Source organism: Microbulbifer mixtoriginis (SeqCode) (genome assembly GCF_052466695.1).
On sequence record NZ_CP174285.1, the window covers coordinates 274314 to 300460 of the forward strand.

The 26147-nt window shown below is 40.4% G+C and carries 19 protein-coding genes; 9 read left to right on the top strand and 10 right to left on the bottom strand.

All coding sequences use genetic code 11. The features are described from left to right. Nucleotides 1–692: 692 nt before the first annotated feature. On the top strand, nt 693–872 hold the full coding sequence (gene csrA / locus ACJJI0_RS01195) for a carbon storage regulator CsrA (RefSeq protein WP_444884303.1): 180 nt from the start codon (nt 693–695) through the stop codon (nt 870–872). 565 nt (nt 873–1437) lie between these two features. Here the strand turns inward: csrA and ACJJI0_RS01200 are convergent. From ACJJI0_RS01200 to ACJJI0_RS01220, 5 genes are all read right to left on the bottom strand, one after another. Beyond that, nucleotides 1438–1680, bottom strand: coding sequence for a YtoQ family protein (locus tag ACJJI0_RS01200; protein WP_444884304.1), 243 nt, complete (start codon nt 1678–1680; stop codon nt 1438–1440). Nucleotides 1681–1766: 86 nt separating this feature from the next. After that, the gene (locus ACJJI0_RS01205) at nt 1767–2066 is read right to left on the bottom strand and encodes a YtoQ family protein (RefSeq protein WP_444885901.1); all 300 of its coding nucleotides are present in this window, start codon (nt 2064–2066) and stop codon (nt 1767–1769) included. Nucleotides 2067–2143: 77 nt separating this feature from the next. After that, nucleotides 2144–2599, bottom strand: a complete 456-nt coding sequence (locus tag ACJJI0_RS01210; protein WP_444884305.1) for a nuclear transport factor 2 family protein — start codon at nt 2597–2599, stop codon at nt 2144–2146. 197 nt (nt 2600–2796) lie between these two features. Beyond that, nucleotides 2797–3033 (bottom strand): phosphotransferase family protein, encoded by a 237-nt coding sequence (locus ACJJI0_RS01215; protein ID WP_444884306.1) that lies wholly within the window; start codon nt 3031–3033, stop codon nt 2797–2799. A gap of 986 nt (nt 3034–4019) precedes the next feature. Then, entirely contained in the window at nt 4020–4607 is a 588-nt protein-coding gene (locus ACJJI0_RS01220) for a hypothetical protein (protein WP_252082349.1), read from the bottom strand. Between the two features lie 1351 nt (nt 4608–5958). On the opposite strand from ACJJI0_RS01220, the gene ACJJI0_RS01225 reads away from it, so the two are divergent. Next, nucleotides 5959–7008 (top strand): manganese-dependent inorganic pyrophosphatase, encoded by a 1050-nt coding sequence (locus ACJJI0_RS01225; RefSeq protein ID WP_444884307.1) that lies wholly within the window; start codon nt 5959–5961, stop codon nt 7006–7008. A gap of 644 nt (nt 7009–7652) precedes the next feature. Here ACJJI0_RS01225 and ACJJI0_RS01230 read toward each other — a convergent pair. Next, nucleotides 7653–8048, bottom strand: coding sequence for a DUF1801 domain-containing protein (locus ACJJI0_RS01230; protein ID WP_444884308.1), 396 nt, complete (start codon nt 8046–8048; stop codon nt 7653–7655). Between the two features lie 825 nt (nt 8049–8873). On the opposite strand from ACJJI0_RS01230, the gene ACJJI0_RS01235 reads away from it, so the two are divergent. Beyond that, the gene (locus ACJJI0_RS01235; RefSeq protein WP_444884309.1) at nt 8874–10691 is read left to right on the top strand and encodes a DUF885 domain-containing protein; all 1818 of its coding nucleotides are present in this window, start codon (nt 8874–8876) and stop codon (nt 10689–10691) included. Between the two features lie 173 nt (nt 10692–10864). On the opposite strand, the gene ACJJI0_RS01240 is transcribed toward ACJJI0_RS01235, so the two are convergent. Then, complete coding sequence (locus tag ACJJI0_RS01240) at nt 10865–12442, bottom strand: phytoene desaturase family protein (RefSeq protein ID WP_444884310.1); 1578 nt, start codon at nt 12440–12442, stop codon at nt 10865–10867. Nucleotides 12443–13104: 662 nt separating this feature from the next. Between ACJJI0_RS01240 and ACJJI0_RS01245 the strand changes: the two genes are divergently transcribed. Beyond that, on the top strand, nt 13105–14388 hold the full coding sequence (locus ACJJI0_RS01245) for a hypothetical protein (RefSeq protein ID WP_444884311.1): 1284 nt from the start codon (nt 13105–13107) through the stop codon (nt 14386–14388). A 1790-nt stretch (nt 14389–16178) separates the two neighbouring features. Next, nucleotides 16179–17045, top strand: coding sequence for a glycosyltransferase family 2 protein (locus ACJJI0_RS01250; RefSeq protein ID WP_444884312.1), 867 nt, complete (start codon nt 16179–16181; stop codon nt 17043–17045). Nucleotides 17046–17178: 133 nt separating this feature from the next. On the opposite strand, the gene ACJJI0_RS01255 is transcribed toward ACJJI0_RS01250, so the two are convergent. Next, a complete protein-coding gene (locus ACJJI0_RS01255) occupies nt 17179–18333 on the bottom strand; it encodes a hypothetical protein (RefSeq protein ID WP_444884313.1) in 1155 nt (384 codons plus the stop codon). Between the two features lie 2053 nt (nt 18334–20386). On the opposite strand from ACJJI0_RS01255, the gene ACJJI0_RS01260 reads away from it, so the two are divergent. After that, the gene (locus ACJJI0_RS01260) at nt 20387–21874 is read left to right on the top strand and encodes an APC family permease (RefSeq protein ID WP_444884314.1); all 1488 of its coding nucleotides are present in this window, start codon (nt 20387–20389) and stop codon (nt 21872–21874) included. 104 nt (nt 21875–21978) lie between these two features. Here ACJJI0_RS01260 and ACJJI0_RS01265 read toward each other — a convergent pair whose 3' ends face one another. Next, a complete protein-coding gene (locus tag ACJJI0_RS01265) occupies nt 21979–22578 on the bottom strand; it encodes a hypothetical protein (protein WP_444884315.1) in 600 nt (199 codons plus the stop codon). 414 nt (nt 22579–22992) lie between these two features. Beyond that, on the bottom strand, nt 22993–23157 hold the full coding sequence (locus ACJJI0_RS01270; protein ID WP_444884316.1) for a hypothetical protein: 165 nt from the start codon (nt 23155–23157) through the stop codon (nt 22993–22995). A gap of 283 nt (nt 23158–23440) precedes the next feature. Between ACJJI0_RS01270 and ACJJI0_RS01275 the strand changes: the two genes are divergently transcribed. The 3 genes from ACJJI0_RS01275 to ACJJI0_RS01285 all read left to right on the top strand — a co-directional run bounded on the left by ACJJI0_RS01275 (nt 23441) and on the right by ACJJI0_RS01285 (nt 26101). Continuing rightward, complete coding sequence (locus tag ACJJI0_RS01275) at nt 23441–24922, top strand: lytic polysaccharide monooxygenase (protein WP_444884317.1); 1482 nt, start codon at nt 23441–23443, stop codon at nt 24920–24922. Nucleotides 24923–25090: 168 nt separating this feature from the next. Continuing rightward, nucleotides 25091–25798, top strand: coding sequence for an alpha/beta fold hydrolase (locus ACJJI0_RS01280; protein WP_444884318.1), 708 nt, complete (start codon nt 25091–25093; stop codon nt 25796–25798). 78 nt (nt 25799–25876) lie between these two features. Continuing rightward, on the top strand, nt 25877–26101 hold the full coding sequence (locus tag ACJJI0_RS01285; protein ID WP_444884319.1) for a GDCCVxC domain-containing (seleno)protein: 225 nt from the start codon (nt 25877–25879) through the stop codon (nt 26099–26101). Nucleotides 26102–26147 lie beyond the last annotated feature (46 nt).

Consider the following 26147-nt stretch of genomic DNA (forward strand, 5'->3'; position numbering starts at 1 on the left):
CTAGCTCATTAGCTCCAAATAGCGATCGAAATAGAAGGGTAGGTCTGTCGACATATTCAAACGCTCACCGCCGACAAATGGAATTAGATCTTTAATATTTTCATAAGAGCATAAGAAAAATTCCAATATAAATTAAATTTACCAATAGTTGGCTGAGATTTCCTTAGGCGAAAGTATGAGAAATATAGGCGCAGAAATATTCTTATTAGAATTTATTCAGTTTGTTTCAACCCCAAAGCTGGGTAAAATCAATTGATACTCTTGGTATTTTTGCAGTAATAGAGTGGGCCGCTTAAAAAGACTTCAGAAATTCAAAAAATTTTGAAAGCTGCGTGAGAGCCGAGAATTTTATAAAAAACCCATCCCCTCAAAGGAGAACGGTAGCGTGACGTAAGAGTAAGTAAAAGGCGCTGACCCAAGGTGCTACCAACACCCGGGGCCAGCTAACCAAATTGATAGGATAAGTATCAAGATGGCTATATGGATAATACGCTAGAAACCCGCTCGTCTTCAATAAAGTGGAGTACATTCAGCAGCTTGGGGCCTATTCCCAATCTCTGGAACCCTAGCGCCCGCCTTTTCCTCTTCTCTGCCTACCGCCCCCGCGCACCACCCAACATTTCCTCCAAATATTAAGCCCAAGCTTCCCCACCTGGGAGGCGCCCAAACTTTGACCATCGAGGGAAATGTGTATGTTGATTTTAAAGCGACGGATAGGTGAAAACTTAAGGATTGGAGCAAATGTCTCCGTCACAGTGCTGGAGGTTAAAGGTAATCAAGTGAAGATAGGTATAAGTGCACCCAGGTCATTGCCCATCCACCGTGAAGAAATCTATGTGCGGATCAAAAAGCAGCTGAAAGCGAAGGCCTGAAAGCGCTTAAAGCGGCAGCCAGGAGGGATAATCTTGCCTCTCTGGTGCACCCTTATTGAAAAGACTAGAGGAGTGATGCCGGCAATCGTCCCTTGTTATTTAGCGAAGTGAACTAGTAGCCAAATTGGGCCCCAGATTACCAGACAAAAATAGCCGATGAACCCAGTAGAAAAAAGTCAAAGCGATCCAGCGTGTTACTGCATACGCTTGTTTGGGATTTTAAATTTCCACAATGAAAGATTAAGCTAGTGATAGATGATCCTGAGCGCATCGCAGGCAGTATATATTTCCTCATCAAATTTGGTGAGCTTGATTTGCAAGGAGTTGTTACTCATATAAGCAGTGCATGAGCCACATTATTTAATTTTCCCTGGCAGACTGGCACGATGCCCCCTCCATCAACTTCGAAGAAATGCCCCATGAATCAGCAGCAGTGGCAAAGCTATATCGGGGTCTACGAGGAAAGCTCTCAATCCAAGTGCGCCAATGATTCGTAATCACAATCTAAACTACAGCCAGTTCCTCTATTGGTATCGCAAGCTATCTGAACAAACTTCGGTGACTATTACCCTGAATTTGTTCCTGTGAATATCAAGTTCCCCACAGTCATTACGGGAAATCTGGGTATATTGGATTCTCTAATGGCATAAAGCTGAAGTTGATACCCGTGTAGTGAGTCAACCTGGTCAGGTGTTTGTGTCCAGGCTTGAGCGGCACCATCAACCTCTTTTAACGCATGTACCAGGGATTGATCATGTAGAGTGATATAGGATTTACCAAGCGCTACGCAGCATCCAGCATCGAACACTGCATTCCATTTATTATATTTTCACCAAAGAGAATAATAGCCAGGCCACAATTTTCAATGTGGCGTTTAATCCATATCGCGTTGACCTAGGCAGACTCATGATCTCGACAGAAGGAGTTAGCTTCCACGCCATGACCATCGCCAGCTGTATCACTGGCATAGTGATTGGTAACCGCAGAGGAGAAAGAGATTTCCAGTCCCTGCTTATTGTAGCCTTCGATTATCTGGGCTCTCCAGTCAGAGTGTATTTTTCCAGAGAGGTATACTTTCAGTTTTATAGTTGAGTTACTTAATAGTGGTAAACAATAGAGTTTGATACTTAGGAAATGACTTACAGTAGGAATTTGACTTGAGAGGAGGGGGCTATTGATTGAGTCAATTAGGATATATCAATGCGTCATTAGCGCTGAAGTATAAGACCAAAATCCCTTTTGGCTCTTACTTATTGGTAGTTAAGGTAGCCTTATGGCTTAAACACCACATTTTCTGGCACTTTTCCAGATGGCAGTCTTGTAGAGTGCAATTGTGAGATGAGCCACTTTCCTTTCACTTTCTTTAGAATAGCGCTTTCGAGCCAATAAACATCTTGGCTCTCATTCTTTTTAGCAAAATTGGCCTTATTCCAATAGTTGATTGTGACTAGGTCTGGCTTCTCATCAAAGTCAATAATGCTAAAGTAATTGGTTCTAACAGTATCTGATGGCTTTGCTACCTTAATTAGATCTTCAATCGTCCATACTTCACCATGTTCGAGCAAGAGAAAAGATTCAGTTACGCTGCCTCTCATACGCTCATGGTCTACATCGGATAGGTAATTTAGAAGGTTCTCGATAGTTTTGAATGCTTCAGGCTTCTCTTGCGCCTGTGCGTTACCGATTGTCAAAACAAACAACATCAATGTAAAAACAATATTTCGCATAAGTTATTTTCCTAGTTTTTAGAGGTTAATTATTAGTAACGGAAGTGTTGATTTTACAACATTTACTTCATCAAGTGTCTAAACTGCTTAAAGTGAGGGAAGCTATAAATGTTAGGCGAGTTCCGGTCGGAGCAGGTTTTCGCTGATGCTGTCTATTTTTTAAGCAAAAAATTTGTTTTTGGGATCTCAGAGCCCCATTATACGGCATACCAGAGTAAGTTTTGATATTTGTACACTCTGCGCCAATGTCCTCCGGCCGGATTACACCTAAGATACAGCTCGAGCAAGGATTGTTGCTGAATTCTGTTGAGCTGATGTTCCTCTATGATTACGGCGAGATCATAGAAGCGATCGCCCATAGCCGCGTATTCCCAATCAATGGCATAAAGCCGCCCGGTCTTTTCAGTGATGAGATTTCCAGTGCTTAAAATCATTATGGCAAAGAAAGAACCTACTACTTAGCTGTTCCGCGGCAGCAATATGGGAAGAAATTGTTTGGTAAAGCTGTACTAGTGTGGGGTAGAAATTTGCTTGTTCATTAATCGAGCTCCAATAATGATCAGCTTTAAAGGATATATCCAAGTGGGCATCAATTTCGGGGAGGCTGTGGATTTCATTAAGTAAATTGGCAACCTGTTCCGGAGCATTGGCATCACTTCCATTCCAAGGTGCACTTCACAAAGCGGGTAACTTGGTATTGATATGCTGGGGCACTGTAAACTAAAGGAGCGTATAGCCCGGCACTACTTGAACTCACAAGGAGGTAGGTCTCTGCTTGTCGGTTTAAATCTAGAGCACTACTATATTGTGAGTTGATACGTAGAAGTAATAGCTCTTGGTTTGCCTTGAGTGGGAATGTTTGGTTCGTTTGCCCCTGTAAGCCGTCTGACCACAATGGATTTGGATGGGCTCCATAGGGCCAGTCCTGGGGAAGCATAACGTAGAACTAATATCTTTGCCGGCTGATTAATTGATTGAAGCTGAATCTTATCACCTATTGTAGGCCGTTCTAGAGGCACGTAATAGTGATGAACTTAATTTCAAAAGTAAAATTTGGGTGAGTAGTGTGTTTTAAATTGCGAGTCTTGATTGAAAATGGGGGCTGGAGGTTTATTCTTGTGATAAGCAATATTTTTCAAAGTATGATTCTTTTAGTGAGAATTTGATTCATGAAATTTGTAATTGTGGTCCGCATTACAGCTCTCAATTAAAATAGGGTGTGTCAGATTTGTCCTGAATTAATACAACTAAAACTGCCTAATGCTAGGCGTGCCCAATTCAAAGCCGGAATCCGGCACTATTACAGCTGGCGATCTGTTCTCCAGATCGCCGAGAGAAATAATCTGCCTATAGCTGACTAGCTCACGCAGAGTTTTGAACATCCTTGCAGATGCCCACTTCACCTTTTAGTCGATAACGATTAAGAAAAGGTGACCGCACGCTCATTCAAATCATAATACTGAGTATTAACCTTAATCTTTACAGAGCTACCGGTAGCATCAAACCAGCCGAGGTACCCGGTAACCTCTAGGCTTTTATGGGTAGTGGCCATCGCCTCACGTAAACGCTGGGCCCAGGGCCTTAACTTCTCACCATCATAACCTGACCCACAAGCGCAGAGGTGCAGATCGACAAAATTGCCAGGCAAACCCTCTTTAACCAGCGTGCCCGCTAGCTGCGTGGGAGTATAGGTTTTCCATACTCCGCCCTGCCACGACTCTACCCCTCTATCGAAAACTTTTGCTTGTTTATTCTTACCACTATTGCGTTGTGCACCAATTTGCTTGCCATCGCCACCGCCGGTACCATGAGCAACAATATAAAGAGTGTCACCAGATTTGAGGCTACTGAGACACTTATCTATCCAGCGGTACATAGACTTACCAATACCAGATGTTACCTTGTTGGCAAGAATTTGATTCTTCGGAATATCCCATGCACTTGCCATATTCTCAGCAAACTCTAGCATTTCATCACTGTTTACCGGTAGGTAAATGTACTTTGCCATTTTTTACACCTTGTTATTATTACAACGCCAAAATTATAACACCAAGCCTTGCAGATTGAATTATTCAGGGCACCCAAAAATTGGAGAAAAGTCTCAGTTTTGCGACATGCATCGGTTCTGGTGGCTACTCATATCTGATTTGGATATAAAGGTAGGTGAGATGTTAAGAACTTGTATTTAGGCTTTAGAAAACTTCACTTTTTGGTAATAAGTCAGAAATCGTAGTGTTGATAGATTGGAGCAGGGTTAAATTAGCAAAGAGGAAACTCCGATAGTGGATCAGACCATGTACCCTATGTTTATTGAGCTTGCTGCACGAATGCATAGTTGAATCAAAGTGTAATCAGGGTGTTTAGGCGTATTTGTGATATTGGCCCAGATCGTGTTTAGGTCTACATAGCCCATACTGGCCGCGATAACGCTTTTATCCAATAAAGCCCAGGATTTAAATAAGTGGCCTGTAACGCTGTCTTCAGGATTAGCTGGGATTCATTTAAGAGATGTATAAAACAGCTGACATTGATTAAATTTTCCAGCCATAGAAGGGCAACGCTTTGTAGCTTTAACGATTCACAGTGATCGAGTACGCTGCCCTGGGTTATCGTTGTGCCAAGTTTGAGGCCTTAAATAGCTCCAGATAGCGAAGAATCACTTCGATATCTGGTCAGGTCAACCTTTTTGTCGATATAAAGTACGATATGGTAATGATTACTCATTACGGTATAGGCTACGTTACTAAGTGTAAAATCTGATGCCAACCTATTCATAGGCGTTTCAATTAACAGGTACTAGGCGTAGGGGTAAATGCACTGATAAGAGGGTGTTACACCAAGAAATATCTGAATGATTCTGGGCCGAGTCCTTGGTTATTCTCATATTGATATGGATGATTAGCAGATATTTTATTAAATTTCGTCAGTAGGGTTGGCGGTTTAGGCTTTATATTTGGTGAGTGTTGATCAGTGTCCTTAGGTTATTTGGTGCCAATAAATAAAGTGGGTGAAGTAACTAGACCTTCTGGGAAATACGTTTGTTTGTAGCCGCATGCGACAAATAGTGCCAGTATAGTTAGGGTGAGGATGGCTTGTCCGCTAAGTACCTATACCTTGTCTATAGTCCGAACTGCTTACCTCTTTGCACAGAGAGGCTTGCTAGTTTATCGATCCACTTAATATGCAATGAGTGAATGAATGTGATGGACGGACGTTAGTCATGCCATCAGCTATTTTAAGGTTTCTATTAATCTGTCAGCAAATGACTGTGGAGGATGCCGGTGAGGTTTATAATCTCATGCCCGTCAATACTAAGTGATCACCGCCCAATAGACTTCCCCGGTCTGCTTTCGAGAGCCTTGTTTTTTTCACTCAGTTGGGTTGTTGGCGCTTCATTAGGTGCGCAGGAAATCAGTTCCTCAGACCTGGGGCAAGATACGCCTACTACAGATGTTGCTGCTGACTATCTGAGGAAGGAGTTAAAAGGCACCCAGAACTTGGTTTGGACCGGGCATAAAATACCCGATACTGATTCCGTTAGTGGGAGCTTGCTCTCAGCCTTCATTTATGGTGGTAAGCCAGCAATTCCCAGTAAAATCAATCCGGAGACTCGCTTCGCCATTGAACAATGTGGTGCTGAGGAGCCCGAAATAATTGAGAATTTCTCAGGAAAGACTGTTGGATTGGTGGATTTCAACCAAGGCACTCAATTGCCAACTGGCATTGATCCAGACTTAATCGTAGCGATAATCGACCATCATGCGATTGGTGGATCGCCAATTAATATTCCAAATGTAATCAGTATAGAGACTAGGCCATGGGGATCGAGCGCGACAATTTTAACTGATCATGCTCAGAAGTTTGCTATTGAATTACCAGTTCATCTGGCGTGTATGGGGTTGGCTGCAATTCTTTCGGATACGGTTAACCTGACATCACCTACCACAACCGAGTACGACAAAGTCTATGTAAAAAAATTGGCAAAGAGAGCTGGTATAGATGATGTAGATAAGTTTGCAGAGCGGATGTTGCTAGAGAAATCAGATCTGGGTGGGTTTTCCGCCAAGGATATTGTTTTACTTGATTTTAAAGATTTTGAGTTCGGAGGAAAAAAAGTTGGCATTGGTGTTGCTGAAACGCTGACAGCTCAGCAGTTAATCAACAGAAGGTATGAACTGAAGTCTGCCATGGGCGAGATAAAAAAAGTGAAAGGTATCGATCACTTGATCTTCGCAATTGTCGACACTCATGAAAATAAATCTTATCTACTTTGGAGTGACACCTCAGACAAAGATCTTATTATCTCCGCTTTTGGGGACCAGGTAGAGGATGATATGGTTGTTGCTAAAGGGGTGATCTCGCGAAAACGCCAAATTGGCCCAGCAATTCAAAGAGCTTTAGAGAATTGAAAGATTGACTGATTTATTGAGTTCTCTGAAAAGATTATATTCCTGCGATGCCCATTTTGGGCGAGGAACAAATTAAGTGTAATCATTATCAAGAAAAACAGATACCAAGAAAGTTGGAGTAAAGCTGGCCTATACCAGATGTGAGGCTTTACTACGATTCAAATAATGGAACGCCTTTGATTTCACTGACGAAACGATGACTTGATCATCAACGATGATCGTGATTGAAATGTTACAGCTGATTTAATATTGCAATAAATTTTTACCGTTTCGCTTTTAAATAAAGGGGTGGAGGGTAAGACTAATGAAAAGTTTAAAGCGTTAATAAATTTTTACTTACCTCAGGATAATCATCCCCATTACGTCATTGAGAACTTGTTTTATAAATCATTCGTAAAAGTAAAGGTGAGATTCTATGTGGATACTATCCGAGCGTTATCTCCATTGTTCAAAAGCTGCAAGAGTAAATAAAAATTGTTAAATAATTTTGGTTTTCTTTAGTAGGCAATTATTCAGTTTAAGCCCAAAAGGCTGGGGTTGAGCTCCGGTGTTTTTACACGTTGTAATTTCAAGATGGCAATAAATTCATAAAGCCGAGCATTAATCCCGAGCTATACTAAATTTAGCAACATGCGTACCCTTGCTCATATTATACGCAACAACTTCCCTTTTCGTTTGACAATACTCTTGTAATCCCACTGAATTACCTTTGATTTTTTTAGCCAGCGTTTTATATCAGATGTTTTTATCTGCACTGCGTCTGTATAACGAATAGAAGCATCTTTAAATTTTCCTGTCCCTGGTTCGAGCTTAGGCTCGTCAAAGTCTATACCGCTCCAGAACATCAGGCGAATGCAGTCTTTTAGTTTACTGTACCCTACAATTGGATTGCCCTCTAAAAACCATACAGGGTGGCCATGCCAGATCTTACTTTCAGCTTTTGTCAGGCCTTTATCAATTAGCTGTCGTAAAGTATCGCATATCAGCAGCTCTTCACCGACCTGTGCTGAATTAAAATCATCGATCGTTTCATATTTCATGGTTATCAATCTTTCAGCCTCGTCGAGCTTTAACGCCAGTTTCAGGTATGTCTAGAGTGGCGGTGTTGAGTTATTTTTTATAAGTGGTATATACATATTAAAAAATATGTTTGATGGCATCATCCTTAAGCGTCAATTCTAGCATCTAGAACTTGGTTTAGAGGGTTAAATCTGAAGCAAGGTTGAACAGTCGTTATCTATCATCTATCAAGGGTAAAATTATTCGGTCCCTGTATCACCTGATTCTTGGTGTCTTAAGTCCCAAAACAGATCGCTACACTTATCGAGATTACCGGAGCCACAAATATACAGGTCTTGGACAGGATGCGCCAATCCGCAAAGTAAATAAAGAGCCGGTTACTCCACGCTTGATACAACCCCAAAGTATTAAGGTAGATATCACAATAGATCAAATAAAACCTATGTTCTAAATCCGGGGAGAGTGAATTTTCTGGGCGATGATGGCATTACGAATATTCGAATTGTAGTTAATGATGGTACCAGTAATAGTTTTCGCTGACCAATCACGATAGTTCTCTAATTTTTGACCTCCAGCAGTTCTTGAGTGATTTGTTAGCAGAATAGCGTGGTGATATGGTGGTTTTCGCAGCTGGAATCGAAAGGATGGTGGAAGATCCTTACTTGGTAATATTTGAGCTACTTTGGTCTTCAGGCCTCTCTGAAAGCCATTGTTTTGTCATGATCTATCTACAATGTGCATCTTATCGCTTTATTCGGTTTGTTTGACGCATTATCTAGAGCTAATGGTTGTGCTTTGTTTAAGGGCATAGTGAAAATAGTGGCACAAATTAGGAGGATCTAATAATGATAAAAACAACAGCCAAGTGGGTTGGCGGGATACTATTGCTTGGGATGGTTGCAATCTCGGTCTTTGCCGTCAATGCAATTTATTTTAAACCATGGTCTATCAATGTATATTTTGAGCGAGCCTTTATAAAAATTCAAAGTACCAGCCCGGAAACACTCTCAATTTTTCGCATACTGGAACGATTTGGGATTGATGGCCATAATGCTCATCTTGATGATGTTTCTGAAAAGATGAAGCAACATGAGATACAGATAGTTAAGGATGAACTATCTACTTTAAGGAGCTATGACAGATCTAGTCTCAATGACCGGCAGGCAATTTCCTATGATATTCTGGAGTACTACCTGGAAAGTCTAGTAGAAGGGGAGCGCTGGAGGCATCATAATTACCCTCTCAATCAAATGTTTGGTGTGCAAAATACTCTTCCGGAGTTTCTTGTTGAGTTGCATCAAATTAACAATGTCAAAGAAGCGGATTATTATCTCTCCCGCTTAAGTGAAGTAGATAGAAAATTTTCTCAAGTATTGGATGGGTTGAAAATTCGGGAACAGAAAAAGATCTTGCCTCCACGCTTTGTAATTGATCGTGTATTAAGAGAAATGCAAGGGTTTATTAACGTTCCGGCGCATGAAAACATACTTTATACCTCTCTGGAAAATCGCTTGGATACTCTTGAAACTTTACCAGATCAAGAGCGTACACGTATCCTTGATAGAGGAAAAATATTAATTGAAACAGATGTCTATCCTGCGTACGCAAGCTTGATCGCTTACTATCAAGAATTACAGTATAAGGTTTCAGAGAATAATGGCGTTTGGGCCCTCCCGGAAGGTGATGAATTTTATGCATATCAAATACGTATTCATACCACTACAAATCTGACTCCCGATGAACTGCACAATACGGGCTTGATGGAAGTAGAGCGTATAAAAGATGAAATGAAACAGATCTTTGCTTCTGTAGGTCTTGATACGGGAAGCATTAACTCCCGTTTCTCCGCTATAAATAATGATCCTCGGTTTCTTTATGAAAATTCAGATAAGGGCCGTGAGCAGATTATCAAAGACTATCAATTGATTATCGATGAGATTAACACAGGTATTGACGATTATTTCAATATAAAACCAACTGCGGGCGTTGAAGTTAAGCGAATTGCAGAGTTCAAAGAACAAGGCGCACCGAAAGCATACTATATGCCCCCGGCAATTGATGGGTCTCGCGGAGGGGTGTTTTATGTAAACCTGCGCGATGTACATGAAACAAAGAAATTTACCATGCGAACCTTGGCTTATCATGAGGCAATTCCAGGGCATCATTTTCAAGAAGCAATTGCAAAAGACTTAGAGGGATTGCCAACTTTTCTTAAAGCCGTATCAAATACAGCTTATGCGGACGGCTGGGCTCTTTATACAGAGAAGCTAGCCAAGGAGATTGGTTTTCAAGATGATCCCTATGATGATCTTGGGCGATTACAAGATGAGATGCTTCGTGCTGTTCGTTTAGTGGTAGATACCGGTATACATCACAAGCGCTGGAATCGAGAAGAGGCGATTGAATATATGGTGAAAACGACCGGTTTTCCGAGAACTGAAGTCACCACCGAGGTTGAGCGCTACTTTGTGATGCCGGGTCAGGCTGTAGCTTATAAAACTGGTATGTTGAAGATATTGGAGTTGCGAGAACGTGCTCGTCAAAAGTTAGGGAATAAATTTGATATACGTGAATTCCATGATGTAGTGCTAACTAATGGTGCCGTACCGCTGATGGTGTTAGAGCAACTTGTTGACCGCTGGATTGCTACTAAGAAAGTCTAAGAGAGTAAATAAAAAGGCATTTCAAGCAGTATCATTTGCTATTTAGAGTGAGCTCGCGTTAATTGTAATAGCGATCAACAAGTTCATTGTAGCGCCTGAAAGGGGGTTGAGTTCGACTCATACCCCACTACTGAATCCAAACAGATAATGGCCTGCTTTCTGCGGGTCATTTTTTATTTATCCCTTAAAATCTCCATCGCAGCATTATGCCCAGGCACTCCAGTAACGCCACCTCCCGGGTGACTACCGGAGCCGCAGAGATACAGGCCCTGAATCGGCGTGCGGTAATCCGCAAAGCCCATAAAAGGGCGGTTGCTCCACAGTTGGTCCAGGCCTAAGGCACCATGGAAGATATCGCCACCCATCAAGCCAAACTTGCGCTCTAAATCCAGCGGTGAGTGGATTTGTTGGGCGATGATGGAATCACGGAAATTGGGTGCATAGTTGTTGACGGTATTGATAATGGTCTGAGCTGCCTGCTCACGGTAGTTGTCCCAGCTCTTACCCTCCGGCAGTTCTGGAGCAAATTGTTGGCAGAATAGGCTGGCCACATGTTGGCCCTCGGGGGCCAGGGAGGGATCGATGGTGGAGGGGATCAATATCTCGACAATGGGTTGCTTTGACCAGCCGTATTGAGCCGCATCTATATAGGCCTGCTCCAGGTAATCCATGGTAGGGCCAATGACGATTCCCGACTTGTGATGCGGTTGTACGTGAGTACCGGGTTTACATGTAAAGTCTGGCAGTTCAGACAGTGCGACATTCATACGGAAGGTGCCGGACCCCACCCTAAAACCACGTACCCTGCGGTGAAATTCCGGCTCCAGATGTTGTTCGTTAATCATCTGGGAATAGAGCAGTTTAGGGCCGACATTGGCGATTACTTTATTAGCTGCAATGGTTTCCCCGCTACTTAGTCGTGCTCCAGTAGCGCGACCACCATCAATAAGCACCTCTTTAACTTCAGCGTCTGTGCGAATAGTGACCCCGAGCTGCTCTGCCTCTTTACGCATGGCCTGAGTGATAGCACCCATACCACCCATAGCATGGCCCCAAGCGCCTTTCTCACCGTTTACCTCGCCAAACACATGGTGCAAGAGCACATAGGCGGAACCGGGAGTGCTGGGAGCGGCATAGTTGCCGACAATAGAGTCAAAGGCGAACGCAGCTTTTACATGGTCATTTTCGAACCAGGCATCCAGCACGTTGGTAGCACTCTTGGTGAACAGGTCCAGAGCGTCTCGGCGTGATTCCATGCTTAACTTTTTCGCTCTAAGCCCAAATCCACCAGCGCGAACCAGGTCTATAAGGCCACCACCCACGTTGGGGGGAGCGCGTAGTAGCTCTTCGCGTAAAATATCCGCAACGGTTTCCAGCATGGCATAAAAGTCAGGTAAGGTAGCTGCGTCTCTCTCAGAGAAACGTGCTACCTCTGCTTGTGTATCCACAAGATTCTTGTGGAAGGAAAGACTATTGGCTTCTGAAAGTGGGAAGAAGTTTGATTGCGGCCGTAATTTGATTTCCAGGCCATGCTCTCGTAGATGGAGGTCTTCGATGATCTTGGGGTTAAGCAGACTCACGGTGTAGCTTGCCACAGAGTTTTGGAAGCCTGGATGGAATTCTTCAGTAACCGCAGCACCACCAACAATCGACCGGCGCTCAAGAATCGTTACATTTTTTCCAGCTTTAGCTAAATAGCAGGCACAGACAAGGCCATTATGGCCACCGCCTATAATCAAAAAATCCTTCATTATTATTCTCTGAGTAGGGAAAGGTTAGGATCAATTGTCGTCAAAAACTGCAGAAAAATAAAGAGCCCAAAACCAGATTGTTATCGATACTATTTTGTCTATTGCTAGGTCTAAAGTTTTTAGATGAATTAAGGAGGGAGAAATACTTGTACAAAACTCTATTTTATTTCCGCTTTAGTGCAAAATTAGTGTTTACAGCATCCTTGATTAAAATTATGCGGCTTCAAAAAAATGTCCAGTTAAATATATTGAACTCAAGGAGCCTAAAGGGGAGTGCCCGTAGTATTATTAGTGAAGCGTTAATCTATATCACTTCTTGTTAGATTTTCTCTGTAATTAATTGTGTGTACTGCCATCATGCATGCAGATATTTTGGGAGGCATATGGCTACTATCTATAACGAAGGTTTATATCGGTTTTTTAAATTACCCTGACCTTTTAGTAGGCTGAAGCCAAGTTGAGTTTAACTCAACACACGAGAAGTAGAAGTTCAGTTTTGTAGATTAAATTCCTGGTTGATACTAAAGAGTAAAAAAATATTGCAGCTATTAAGAGTGAAATGTATGCACAAAATCACTTTTCAATGCTAAATTTTCTTTGTTATTACCTCCTATAGGAATTACTTTAGTTAGCATAGACATGCCTTATAGAGATGATATTTCGTGTCCAGTGAAAACCTTTCCAGAGTGTTAGGTGCTCAAGAAGCAATATTCACAGAATTAGCCAGGAGGACCTGTGGAGGTACTTTAGTTATTTCCTTCATTAAAGTTCTTACACCACTAAGCGTTGAGCAATTAAAGTCTGGGTTTGCATCTATTCATAAAATTTATCCTTTATTACAAGCACGTGTGGAGTCTGGAGAGCAACTTCGTTGGCGTTGCGATGTATCATTCGATTCTATCCCTTTCGAAGTTGTGAAATTAGATGGGGCTCTTGATTTTGAAGAGGAGTTTACGCGTAGAGGCGAGGCTGGACTTGATGTTGAAAAATGTACTTATACGCTCTCGTTCTATATAAATTCCCAGGATAAAGTTGACTGGATATCCCTGGTAAGCAGCCATGCAGCCCTGGATGGCCGGTCAGTAATGACTCTTTTTTGTGTTTTAGATATATATTTTAGGGAGCCTGAGACATTTAAATTAGGAAGGCAACCCTTGTATGAAGCGGTTGAGAGCTACTTTCGCTCCTCCAAATACTTCGCAAGACAGGAGTCATGTAACGCTAAAGATGATTTATTTAAATGGCCAGTTGAAGAGTCAGCCTTTGCTGCAGAGCGTGAGGGGCACGCTATTTATAGACAATTTCCTATGGAGGACCTTTCAAGTATTGTAAAGCAGGGGAAGAGCTACAAAGTTAGACCTAGTGCACTTTTTTGTGCGGTTGCTATTAAGGCATCAAAAATTTTACCTAATCATAGGGACTGGATTAAAATCCTCTTACCTTTAGATGTTCGAGATTTATGTGGATCAGAAATCGGTTTAAGCGCAGTGGGTGCATTTTCAGCAGTAACCACTTTAGAAGTAATACCTAATATTGATACTAGTAATATTTGGCAGCTAGCAAGATACTTGCAAGTTGAGCTTGATCGCCAAGCCGCGGAGGGAGAATCATGTAAGTTCGCCTTTCCTAAAAATTATATCCTAGGGGATATTATCGGTTGGGCTCAAGAGTATGAAAATAATAAACCAGTTTTTTCTGAAGGGTTATGTATTTCAAATGTTGGAAGCATGAAAGCTTTGGGCACGCACATGACATCTTTTGAAATTGTAACAGCTATTCCTTTCCAGACACATGGTGCTCACCCAATATCACTGTTAACCTATTCAACGGTTAGGAACTCAGTATTTATTTTCTCTTACTGTTCTCCCCTTACTAAGAAAGATAATGTTTTAAACTTCGCGGAAAAATTTATCAATACACTTAGGGATCTTGTCAAGAACACTTGAATAAATAATATTCTACAACCTACTCAACTGAAAGAGCTCTGACCGGAAAGCTCGCATTATATTTTACATGTAAAGTAATTTCGAGGAATTCTGGTTACTTCATTTAGATTTATGTCTCTAATAATTTGTAACCAAGGTATGGCTTTTCAGGGCTACCTAAGTCTTTAAATTCATAATGGTGTATACAAATCTTCCTGAAAGATCAGTGTAACAAACTCTGAACGGAATAATTCCGGGATTAAAGATTTTTCGAAGGGTTGTGGCTATTCGCGAAATACTGCCTCTAACCTATGTGCCCTTACAACCCTTAAAATATTTTTCAATCTGCTCGAACCTATACTTGGGTTCTTTGAATGATTTTATTCTGATGGAGTATTGGTTGCCTTCCTGCTGGGGTATGTATGATTTATACATTAAGTCAGATTTGACGAATCAAAGTATAAGTTAAAACTCGTGGGGGAGTTTTCTTTCTCAGTTGAATGTTCCCACTTTATAGAAGGGGCTGAAATTTGGGTGTTTACTTGTTAACGACCGAGCCAGAGAGACGCTACTTGTGTATCCACTGAGAGTTGTATTGGCATTGAATGCATTTTATAAAATGTTAGGGATTCGACTTATTGGTATCCACTTCCACAAAGTAAGTAGAAGAAGCGTGATCCTAAATAACGGAATACAAAAAAAATCAGGTATATTGGAGTAAAGTTGGATGTTGATTTATAGGATTCTGGCGGGCTAACACATAGTGCCGATACAATAGCTGCCAATAGGTACGAGATTTAAATTTCTGTATGAGCTGGTAAATCCTGACTAGGCATGTTCCGATTTTACTAGTCTAGAAGAAATTGATGAATTAGAATCTATAGAAGTGAAGCGGAACATCGTAAAGAAACCAGGGTGCTTTAAGCGTAAGTAAAGTCGTGTAGGGTAGGCAGAATAAGGGGGGGTGGCGCCAAAGTAAGAATTTATTTCGTCATTAAAAAACACAGAGCACATCCATGTATTTGGTTTGCCAGCTTATTGATTGTGGAAAGCCTATAGACCATGGCGTTAGCACTTCCCCAAAAAAGTAGATTTGATACAATGCAAAAGAGGGAAATACATGTTAAGGCCTGGTTTCGAATAGTGAAGTGTAGGCTCTTTATTGCGTAAAATTTAACACTTATTTAGAGGGCGACTACTCATAAGTATTCTCGAATCATAGGTATGAATGCTAATGTTAAATAAGGGTTTCATTACTAATAATAACCGTGGCCTTAGCCTCCCTTTGTGTATTAGGGCAAGTTTGATCATGATTAATTAATATTTCATAATAATTGTGATGTAAAAAATCAACCTCCTCTTAGTATATGTCGGCTTGTCCTTTAAGGGGTAAGAATATGAACCCCTAAATTCTTGAGATGCAATCTATAGTTGAAGGAAGAAATGATGGTTTCTGTATTCATGGATCTAACACTAGTGAACATCTATAGGTTGTGATCTGAATTGATCTGTCTACAAGCCCGACTCTATTGTAGATCGCTAGCTGTCAAGCAGCATGGATTTCATCTTGATGAGGTAAATATTATGCTTATACTACTGCACAAGTAAGATTCCAATGAATAATATTATTTAAGAATTTGACACCTTGATAATCATTAGGCGTACATGGATGATAGGCGAGAATGGGAGCTTACCCTCAAGGTAAATCTCTGAATTGCAGCCACAGGGAGGAAGTCAAATTTGCTTAATTATTTTATTGAGCATTATGTAGTGAAAGTGAACTTAATGGTAGCAAGGGAACGATTAATATTATGAAGTCTAGATTTAGCATAATCGCCCCTTGTTATAATAATTCGGGTCTCTTGCGCAACATGCTGAAAGGGTTCTCTGTCCAAAATTATCCAAAAGAAGATTTCGAAGTTATTGTTGTCGACAACAATTCAAGTGATTCAGGTATTTATTCTTGTTATAAGGAATACAAAGACAAGTTGAATTTAACCTTACTTTATCGCCAGATTTTAGATAATCCTTTTGCCCTTAATTCTGCTCGAAATTTAGGAGTAAAGATTTCTAAATATGACTGGTGTGTTTTTACAGATAGCGACTGCATTCCATCCTCCAATTACCTGATGCTGATTAATAATATAATTAATAACAAGGGAAAGATTATCTGTATGACAGGGTTGAGGGAGTTCATTCACTTCAAGGACGTTGAGGTTGATATGATCGACGGCACTGATACACATCTAAGTGCCTGCCCCAGATTTAAAAGCCCATCGAATTATGGGTTAACAAAAGATAGAAGGATCGGTAAGATAGAAGACTTACCTGATACGGAGCAACCCTGGGGTCATTTCTATGGTTGTAATATGATCTATAAAAAAGAAGATATTATCAAAGTGGGAATGTTTGACGAATTTTATGATGGTACATGGGGGTATGATGATATTGATATGGCTTACAGGGTTATCAGTGAATTAAAGGTTGAACCAATTTTTGCAGATAAAGCCGTTGTTTATCATCAAGATGAGGTTGCACCGGCTGAGAAAATTGACAAGTCAGTCTCAAAGACTGAAAAGCTAAATAACCCAAACTATCAGTACATTTGCAAGAAAATTAACGGATACTATGAATTTAGTACTCGTGAGTTCAGGCGTTTTGGTTTAACAGGTTTTTAATTGACTGAAGTTGCTAAAATTTTTCTGAGTTGTTTTGTGTCTATTGGGGGATAGTGCTAGATCAAAATAGCAATTTACTGGTTCTTAATAAGATATGATTCACAATATTCGTGAAGAAATGAGCCTCCAGCCATTAGATGCCCGTTACATTGCATTCAACTGAGAATTTTCTTAAGAAAAAAGTTATCTTTTTTATGTCAAAGGCCGCTTTATTGGCAGTGGTGTATATCCAATAGCCCTTGTCATATTTGTTTATAGTAAAATTCAAGGTATCTCTAGCGACAGCATAGACTGCAATGCAGTCATCATCGTCAATGGGTAAGTAACTCAGCATAAAATCTACTTTTTCCGGCTGGTCAGATCTTTTCTTCACGCCAAGAACATCAAGTAAAACCATTCCGTAGTAAGCTATATCATATTTCTGCAATAGATGAATCTGCTGACGCGCAGATTTATTTAGTGTGCTGAAGGAAAATTTAAACCCGCAAGCAGTATTGCCGATTTTTTTCTGAATGATGTGTTGTTTGGGTAAATTTTGTGTAAATTCTTGTGTTATTATTATATTTGCCTTTTTCCTGCCCATAAATTCTGTAAAACAAACGATAAACTTTTCAGTGATATCCTCAAGAGAAGGTTCTTCAGTGCTCACTTTAGCCGATAACATTGCAATATCGTCAACGGCTCCTTTTGTATTTCTATACCCCTTCAAATAGAAAGGATTTTTTTTAGGATCCCTTCTATTGTACAAAATTAGTCCAACAATGAGAAATAAGGCCTTGAGAAAATCTATTGAATACTTCCAAAGAGAGCGATTTCTACTCCCATGGTAGAGTCTTTTTAACTTTAAATAATATTTTTCGGATCTGGCTTTTTCTCCTTGCAATACATGTTTTGCACATTTAACAACCAGCAGCCCCGTATATCCTGAGAAGAATTCGTGATTAATAATGAAGTAGGTACTGTCATCGCAAAAATGAATGTAAATTGGAATCCTCATCTTTTCTAGGTTTCTATAAACAAAATTTCTACTTGAATTTTTGGTTGTCTGCTTTTGTAATTCTTTTATTTGAGAAAGATAATAAGGCTTAGAGTGAGGAGCAGAAGTTAGCTCTACTAGATCATAAAGTATGCTCAAGCAACTCGTAACTTCTTCCTTTCCATATTTTTTAAAGCGATATACCATTAATGTTGTTACAGTATCATTCTCTTTTAAAAACTGCTGTACAAAACTTTTTGGAGTTTTTACTGGAGTAAATAGATTGATCAATATTTTGGTGAAAAGTTGCATTAGATCTCTCTGCGAGTGTGAGCTAATATCTCAGTTATAAGAAAACCATATTTTAAAGCTCTAAATAAGCTTAGTTTGTCATTAGAAGAATTAGAGGTCTCCTTATAGATCATTATTAAATTTATAACATTCAATGCGGAAAAAATTTCATCCAGTATTTCATTTAGGCTGTGTGTCAGATGTTGTGTTTAAAGAGGTGTCTATAACACTTATTCCAAAAAGCTATTTCCACGCCTCTTAAATCTCTTTTAGTTATTTTTAGTGATACCTTTGATATTGAAAGCTATTACATAATTTAAAATTGGTTGGTCTCACGTAATCACATAAAAATAAGACCGACAATTGAGAGTCGATTCAAGTCAGGATTAACAGGTGATCATTGGAAATGATCAAACCTTGCCCTTCTGCGCTTAAAAGAGGTCCAAAGCCCACTGATCGGCTAGAAAGCATGTTATGAATTTTTCCCTCCTGAGCTAATGGAAACGTCTTCTTTTATACTATCCCCATCGAGCACTTGCTGGAAAAGGTACTAACTATAGGAAGAGCAAGGTACTTGTTTAGGGGGGCGGTGAAAGTTTCTGGGACAACTTAATCAAAGGTTTCTGTTTGAAATGGGGCATCATTTCCGATTACAGCTTTTCTACAGCAAGAAAATGAGGGCTGAAGTTGGGAAACTATTCGGAGTTAGGATACAAAGTAGATGGTAGTAGTCGGCTGCGAAGACATTTTATTACGGGTTACCGTTAACTCATTAGCTGAAGTAAATTCATTGCATCCTAATTCATATTATGCATTGAAGTACAGAAATTGGTCGCTTTGTAAATTCTAAAGTGACTGCCCCTAACTTTCGCCGAGATTACTTAGTGAGTCATGGATTGGATCTCACTTGCCGGCAGAGGGGAAATAGGAAGCAGATCAAGAAAGGATGGTGAAAAGCTCAGAATTTATTAGATAGCTTCGAAGTCTATCTGTTGGTTGTATCGTATTTAGGCCTTTGATAGGTAATCCTCTTCTTCGCCAATGTTTTTTTATGTGCAATTTGGCAATGAAACTTATTAATTTTGTGCAAGATTTTCCATAATTATTTGTTGACTCGCTAATTTATTTTAATAAATGTCTGGTTGGTAGCAATTTTATATTTTTTAACAATATTTGAAATCTAGTACTCGACAAAAGTAGGGTGTTGTGTTTTGAGCTTGTATGTATAAGTATTTAATTTCTTTGAAATATTAAGCTAGGGAAGATGTTTGAATGGAAGTTGAATCAATCCTTGATTGATATTAATTGGTTGAAAAATAACTTAATAATTTTTCAGAGGAAACCGTACAATACTTCACTGTCTTACATAATCAATTTAAGGTGGTGATCGCACAATTTTTTAAAACAAAAGATGAACTTGTATGCCGATCTATTGAAACAGTTGCAGGTAGTTAAATTAATAGTATTACATTGCCATATGAGCTGCCGGTTTTTATAGTTTTATAATTATTAAGATGATGGCTTTTTTTGTTGATACTTACTTAAAGTCTTGAATCCAATGTTAGCCAATACAGGTGAGTTCCCCAAAAGTTATTTGCTATCAATTGTGACCCTAATACGTTTGCAATATGTTTGTACCAGTATAGATATTTTAATCAAATATATTTTCCTTATTGGGTAGGCTAAAGGTAGATAGAAAATATAAATATATTAGTAGATAAATGACGAATTCTATGCCTTTTAGAGGTATTACACGACGAATGATTCTTATTTGATGTCGGTTGATAGTTAAACAGTATACTAGGTGCTTCAATTGATCGGTATTGAATTTGTTAACCACAGAATATCTAGGGTCAATAGTTAAATATTAGGCTTTATAACTTCTTAGAGGTTATGAATCTGGTAATTTTATATAAGGTCGAAAAAAACTATTGGACGCTACGAGCTGTAGATAAGTAGATGCAAAAGCTTGTGTATATTTTTTTGATCAGATGGGTGAATAAGAACTATTGATATTCTTCGATTGGTAAAATGGTGATCTACTCAAAATATAAATTATAAAAATCTACCAAATATGCATCATAAGAAGGGTGGTAAAAAAAAAGCGACACTGCTAAGCGCAACATTGCTCAGTGCAACTTGCATGATAGGCTCGGGCTGGCTGTTTAGCGCCCAATTAACGGCTAGATATGCGGGTAACTGGGCATTTGTGGCATGGATACTCGCAGCAGTTTTAGTTTTGATGGTAGGTTTGTGTCTTGCGCGCGTCGTGTCGATTTATCCGGTCCGAGGTGCACTAGCTCAAGCCTGTGCTTATTCTTATAACAGTATCTTTGGTATGCCTTTTTCCTTTGCCAATTGGTTTGGCATTCTAATGGTGGTTGCAACGGAGGCTCAGGCTACTACACAATATCTTTCTTCTGCTATTGGCTCTTCTTTACTGATTGAAAGTCATAGTCTTACCATTTGGGGAAAATTACTTGCCCTTAGTATCTTAGCGTTATATCTACTGATTAATTTTTATGGTATTCGTTGGCTAACTAAAATCAATAATATTGTAACTGTACTCAAGATTTTTACTCCACTATTTGCTCTGACAGTTTTACTCATTGTAGTTTTTACCCGAAATCACATAGGTTCAAATTTTTCTCTTCCTTCCAGTCAGGAATTTGAGTTCCATAGTGCCTTTTCAGCCATCATTGGTGCAGGTTTGATCTATTCCTACAATGGGTTTCAAGTAAGTGTTGCTTTTGCTAGTGAAATCAAAAATCCTAAACGCAATATTCCTTTAGCGATAACACTGTCGATAGTAATCATTACTTTGGTTTATTTGTCATTGCAATTTGCTTTTATGGAGGCCGTTCCACATCAGGTGTTGATAGAGAATGGTGGCTGGCAGGGGTTGAACTTTGCTTCACCACTGTTAGATCTAGCCACTCTGCTTGGCCTCCACTTTTTGGCGTTAATATTACTTGCAGATAGTATCACTAGTCCCTCAGCTTCTGGATATACGTACCTTGGAGCTTCATCAAGGATTTTATTTGCGATGGCCAAGGTAGGGCAAATGCCTCGCTGGCTAGCGGTGCTAGATCCAGTGCACAATATTTCCAGACGATCCATTCTAGTTAACTGGGTATTGGCAGCTATTGTTTTGGCTAATGCGGATAGTTGGGCAGCACTTATGGTAATAGTAACAGGGTACCATATTGTTAGTTATATGGCTGCGCCTATCAGTATGGGAGCCCTTGAGCCTAACACCCGTTGGTTTGGGCTGATAGTTTTTATCCTACTGGGTTTATTAATGCAGACATTACAGTCTTCTTCGCTGCTTTTAGTATGTGCATCTTTATCAGTTTTGGTCTCTATATATGCAGGGCTTCATATAACAAAAGCTGGTATTCATAAGCTAATTATATTTACTTTTCCATTTTTGGCATACTTATGGAGCTTGTACCTTATATCAAATGTTTGGTTGATAATAAGCGCATCTACAGGTTTTTATCTGTTGATGTCTTCGCGTTATTATGTTGAATTCTGCAAAAGTTATAAGGCAAGAGATTGAGGGTAAAAGATGCTCTCATAAAGTGGGCATCTTCATAAAAATTGGGTCTGAAAGGTTTGACCTGACAGCAGTGGTGAGATATCTGCCAGGTCAAATTTTGAAGGTCAAAACATAGAATTAATCATCTTGTTGGCTTTCGAGTTGCCTGAACCATGATTGAGATCATCCCAGGTTACTTTTCCGCTGGCAAGATCTAACTTAACACCCTGATGTCCAACATAATTTCCACCTTGACGTAAAGTCATCTCAGTGAAAACTCCCTGGGTAGTGAAATTAAATCTTTCAGTATTCGTAATGTTAAAATTAACATCAAACATGCGATTAAATTCCAACACGCCACGTACGGTATCAACTAACGCTCGTGTGTGTGTCAAGCTAGATCCATTTCCAAGCATGGTTTGATGTGAAGAGCTACCATTGAGTGATACGCCACCAAAAACCCATCCCCGCCACTTTCTACCCGGTGCAATAGGGCAGACTGCTGCCATTATCTCAAGGGCATCATTTCTTACCTGCGGAGCTTGCATTGATCCTGAAAAATGAGCGACTACACCAATCTTTCTAGGGGCGCCGCTATAGAGTACTAGCCCTACACAGGAACCATAACCGTCAGAACGCAGCTCTCCTGCATTGGTGCCTGTCACCCAAGTACATTCCGGTCTGAATCGATAAGCAGCATAATTACCACCTAGCTGAACTGCCATAACATTGCCTCCATATCGGATAATTATCAATTATGTGACTGTTTGGTCACTGTCAATATAACCGTACATCACGCAGTGACCTTGATCAATATCAGTTAATTACAAATTGAAAGAGAAATATTGCTTGGGATTTTGCTGGTGAGTTCTTTCAGTTTTTAAAGGTGGAGATCATGTCCTTCCTGTTCGAAAGTATAGGCGTGTGGTTTCAGTTAGTGGTTTTGGGTTTTTCACTTAGAAGGCAGAGTTCTCAGGGTACAATTGACGTTATATAGCTCTATTTATTTACACTTGCAGACTTTCAACTATACGTAGATGCGCTTGCTCAGATTTTATTTTATTTCCCAGTTGGAATTGGACCGAAGTAGAGTTGTGAAATATCTTTTTGTGTGCGGTTTGCCTGTCAGTCACCAGGATTTATTGTACTTGAGGGCAGAAGATAACTATTGATGGGCCTCCATATGCGGATATTTTACAGCGTAATTGTGCAGGAAATATGGAAAACATGGCTACTGCTCCTTGTTTTTTATTGGCTTGTTTTTTTGCGCCACTAATCTGGCCGTAATTGTCGTTAGTGTTCATTAATTTTATCCAGGCATTGTGAATTCGAATCATAATTTCAGTTTTTTATGCTCTCTTAGTCTTTTTAAGTGGTTTTATATTGCTTTTCCTGAATTGTTGTGAGAGCAAGGTTCTATTTTCAATCTAAATGGTTTTTTACTTGGTTTATAGGAACCGTGTTAATCAGTGGCGGTCCATAGCTTTGTCGCTAACGCTACTTCTGAAGTAAAACCTGCTTCGGTAAGTGAAGGATCTAGCTTAACTGGGGAAGGACATCGGACAAGATTGAATAACAGGCAAAGATATGATTTACCGAAAAACCAAATTAGCTTCTGTATTTAAACAACCTTTTTTTAGTCATACATTAATGGCTGTAGTTTTAACTGGAATTAGCTCTAATGTACTTGGCCATGGTTATGTAGAAGCTGCTGATGGCGGGGTTGCATCCGCACGTGGGGTACTATGTAAATATCCTCTCGACTCTGGAGAGATGAATATAAACTGCGGTGCAGTTCAGTGGGAACCACAAAGTGTAGAGGGTAATGAAGGCTTCCCGGAAAGTGGACCCGCTGATGGGCAGATTGCCAGTGCGGGGAATAGCTCTTGGTCAGAGCTAAATGAACAGTCTTCTGATCGCTGGGTTAAGAATTATATCAGTTCTGGTTGGCAAACCTTTAAATGGCACTTCACTGCGAACCATGTAAGCAGGGATTGGAAATACTATATTACCAAAGAGAACTGGAATCCAAACGCGTCCTTAACCCGTGATCAGTTTGATCTTAATCCCTTTTGTGAAGTGGATGGAAACTATGAGCAACCTCCAACAAATATGACACATGAGTGTCAGGTTCCAGATCGTGAGGGTTACCATGTCATCCTCGCTGTTTGGGATGTTGGTGATACAGTGAATGCTTTTTATAACGTTATCGATGTTGAGTTTGATGGTGATAATGTTACTAATACTGCGTGGAGTGCTGTAGGCACAATTAATCCAACACAAGACTTAAATATTGGAGATAAGGTATATACCCGTGTGTTTGATAGCTCCGGTGAAAATAGCTCTTATTCTACACTTCTGGAGATTGCCTCAAGCGAGCAAGGGATCGCAGAAAATTGGTCTCACGACTTGGCTGAATTGATTAACCGAGAGCAAACCAGTATTAGAGCTGGTGATTATGATGGTAGCAGTAGCTTTGAATCCTTGTACGGTATTAATAGTATTTATCTGCTAGAAAATAGTGGCCTGAGAAACGTTGAGATTGGGTACGAACTTAGTGCTGATCAGGGGGATGGTACTTCAGATACCAATGACGATGATTCAGATGATACTGGAAACACCGAAGGTAGTGGGAATACTGGGACTGCCTCTTGTGCAGTATTTGAGCAGCCCTACGCTGGTGATCCGGGTTACGCGATTGGGGATATCGTTATTTTTGATGGTATCGCTTACGAATCCAAACACGAGCCCAATTGGTGGTCTCCAAGCTCGGCGCCAGCACTTTGGATTGAAACCACTTGTCAAACGGTAGGGGGTGAATCAAACAACGATTCTGATACGGGATCAGGCAATACTTCCTCTAATAACAATTCTGATGACAATACCAGCACAGAAGGCGACACGGCAGCTTCCTGCCCGGAATTTCAGCAGCCTTACGCAGGCGATGAGGCCTATCAGTCTGGTGATCGTGTAACTTTTGAGGGCCAGGTATATACTTCCACCTACGGGCCAAATTGGTGGTCTCCCACTGCTGCACCCCAGTACTGGGAGCAGAGCTCATGTCAGTAACTTAAACATTCTCAACCGCTTCCATATAATGAGAGGGATGCGGTTGAATATAGGTGGCCCATTTCCTTAGTATTGACAGCATGAAATACAGCTTTCCAAGTTATTTCTTACCAGCCTTTTGGCCGGTTATTACATGTAAATTCATTACGTACATAAAGGTGGCAACCGATGGCAACCTTCGTTTTGGTACATGGCGCTTGGCAGGGAGGTTGGTGTTGGCGGCGGGTTGCGGATCGCTTGCGTAATTTTGGCCATTTAGTATTTGCTCCCACATTAACAGGTCTAGGAGAGAGAGTTCACCTTTTAAATGATAAGATTGACCTGGACACACATATTCAGGATGTTCTTGGTGTCATTGAATCGGAAGAACTCTCTAACATCATTTTATGTGGTCATAGCTATGGGGGAATGGTCATTTCCGGTGTTGCTGATAAGGTACCCAGCAATGTCCGCACTCTTGTTTATCTTGATGCTTTGGTGCCGGAGAGCGGGCTATGCACTTTAGAACTCTTACCTAAGGAAATAGGTTCTACCTTGCTTGAAAGTGCGAGATCCACAGATAAAGGCTTTCTGGTAGCCCCAGATCAGGCTAAAAACTTTGGAGTAAATATTCATGATCAGGCCTGGGTTAATAGGCGCTGTGTAGACCAGCCCCTCAAGACCTTTGAGCAACCAATCTTTTTGGAGGGGGCTTGGAAACTAATTCCTGATCGCATTTATATCTATGCAACAGGGTGGGCTCCGGGAATTGGTAAGCCATTTTATGAAATAGCACAACGGGATAGCGGATGGCAGTCCAACTCTATTCAATGTGGACATGATGTAATGATTGATAAGCCTGAGGAATTAACGCAGATATTAATAGCCTCTATTTAAATATTCTTATCAGATTGCTACTTGAGAAACTCTGGACTTGTCTTTATAGTCTAAGTCATAAGCGTTATAGGGATTGATATGACAAAGAGTACGCAGGTTTTAACTTCCAGGATCACCTGCCCTTTATGTGGTCATGATCATACGGAAACTATGCCGATTGATGCATGCCAATGGTTCTATCAGTGTAAGAATTGTGGAGAGCTATTAAGTCCCAAGAAAGGCGATTGCTGTGTATTTTGCTCTTATGGAACGGTTGCATGCCCACCGGTTCAAAAAGATGGAAAATCCTGTTGCTCCTCGTAAGGGGCAGCCATAATTTTAGTGGTAAGAAAGTATAAACAGGTAGGCT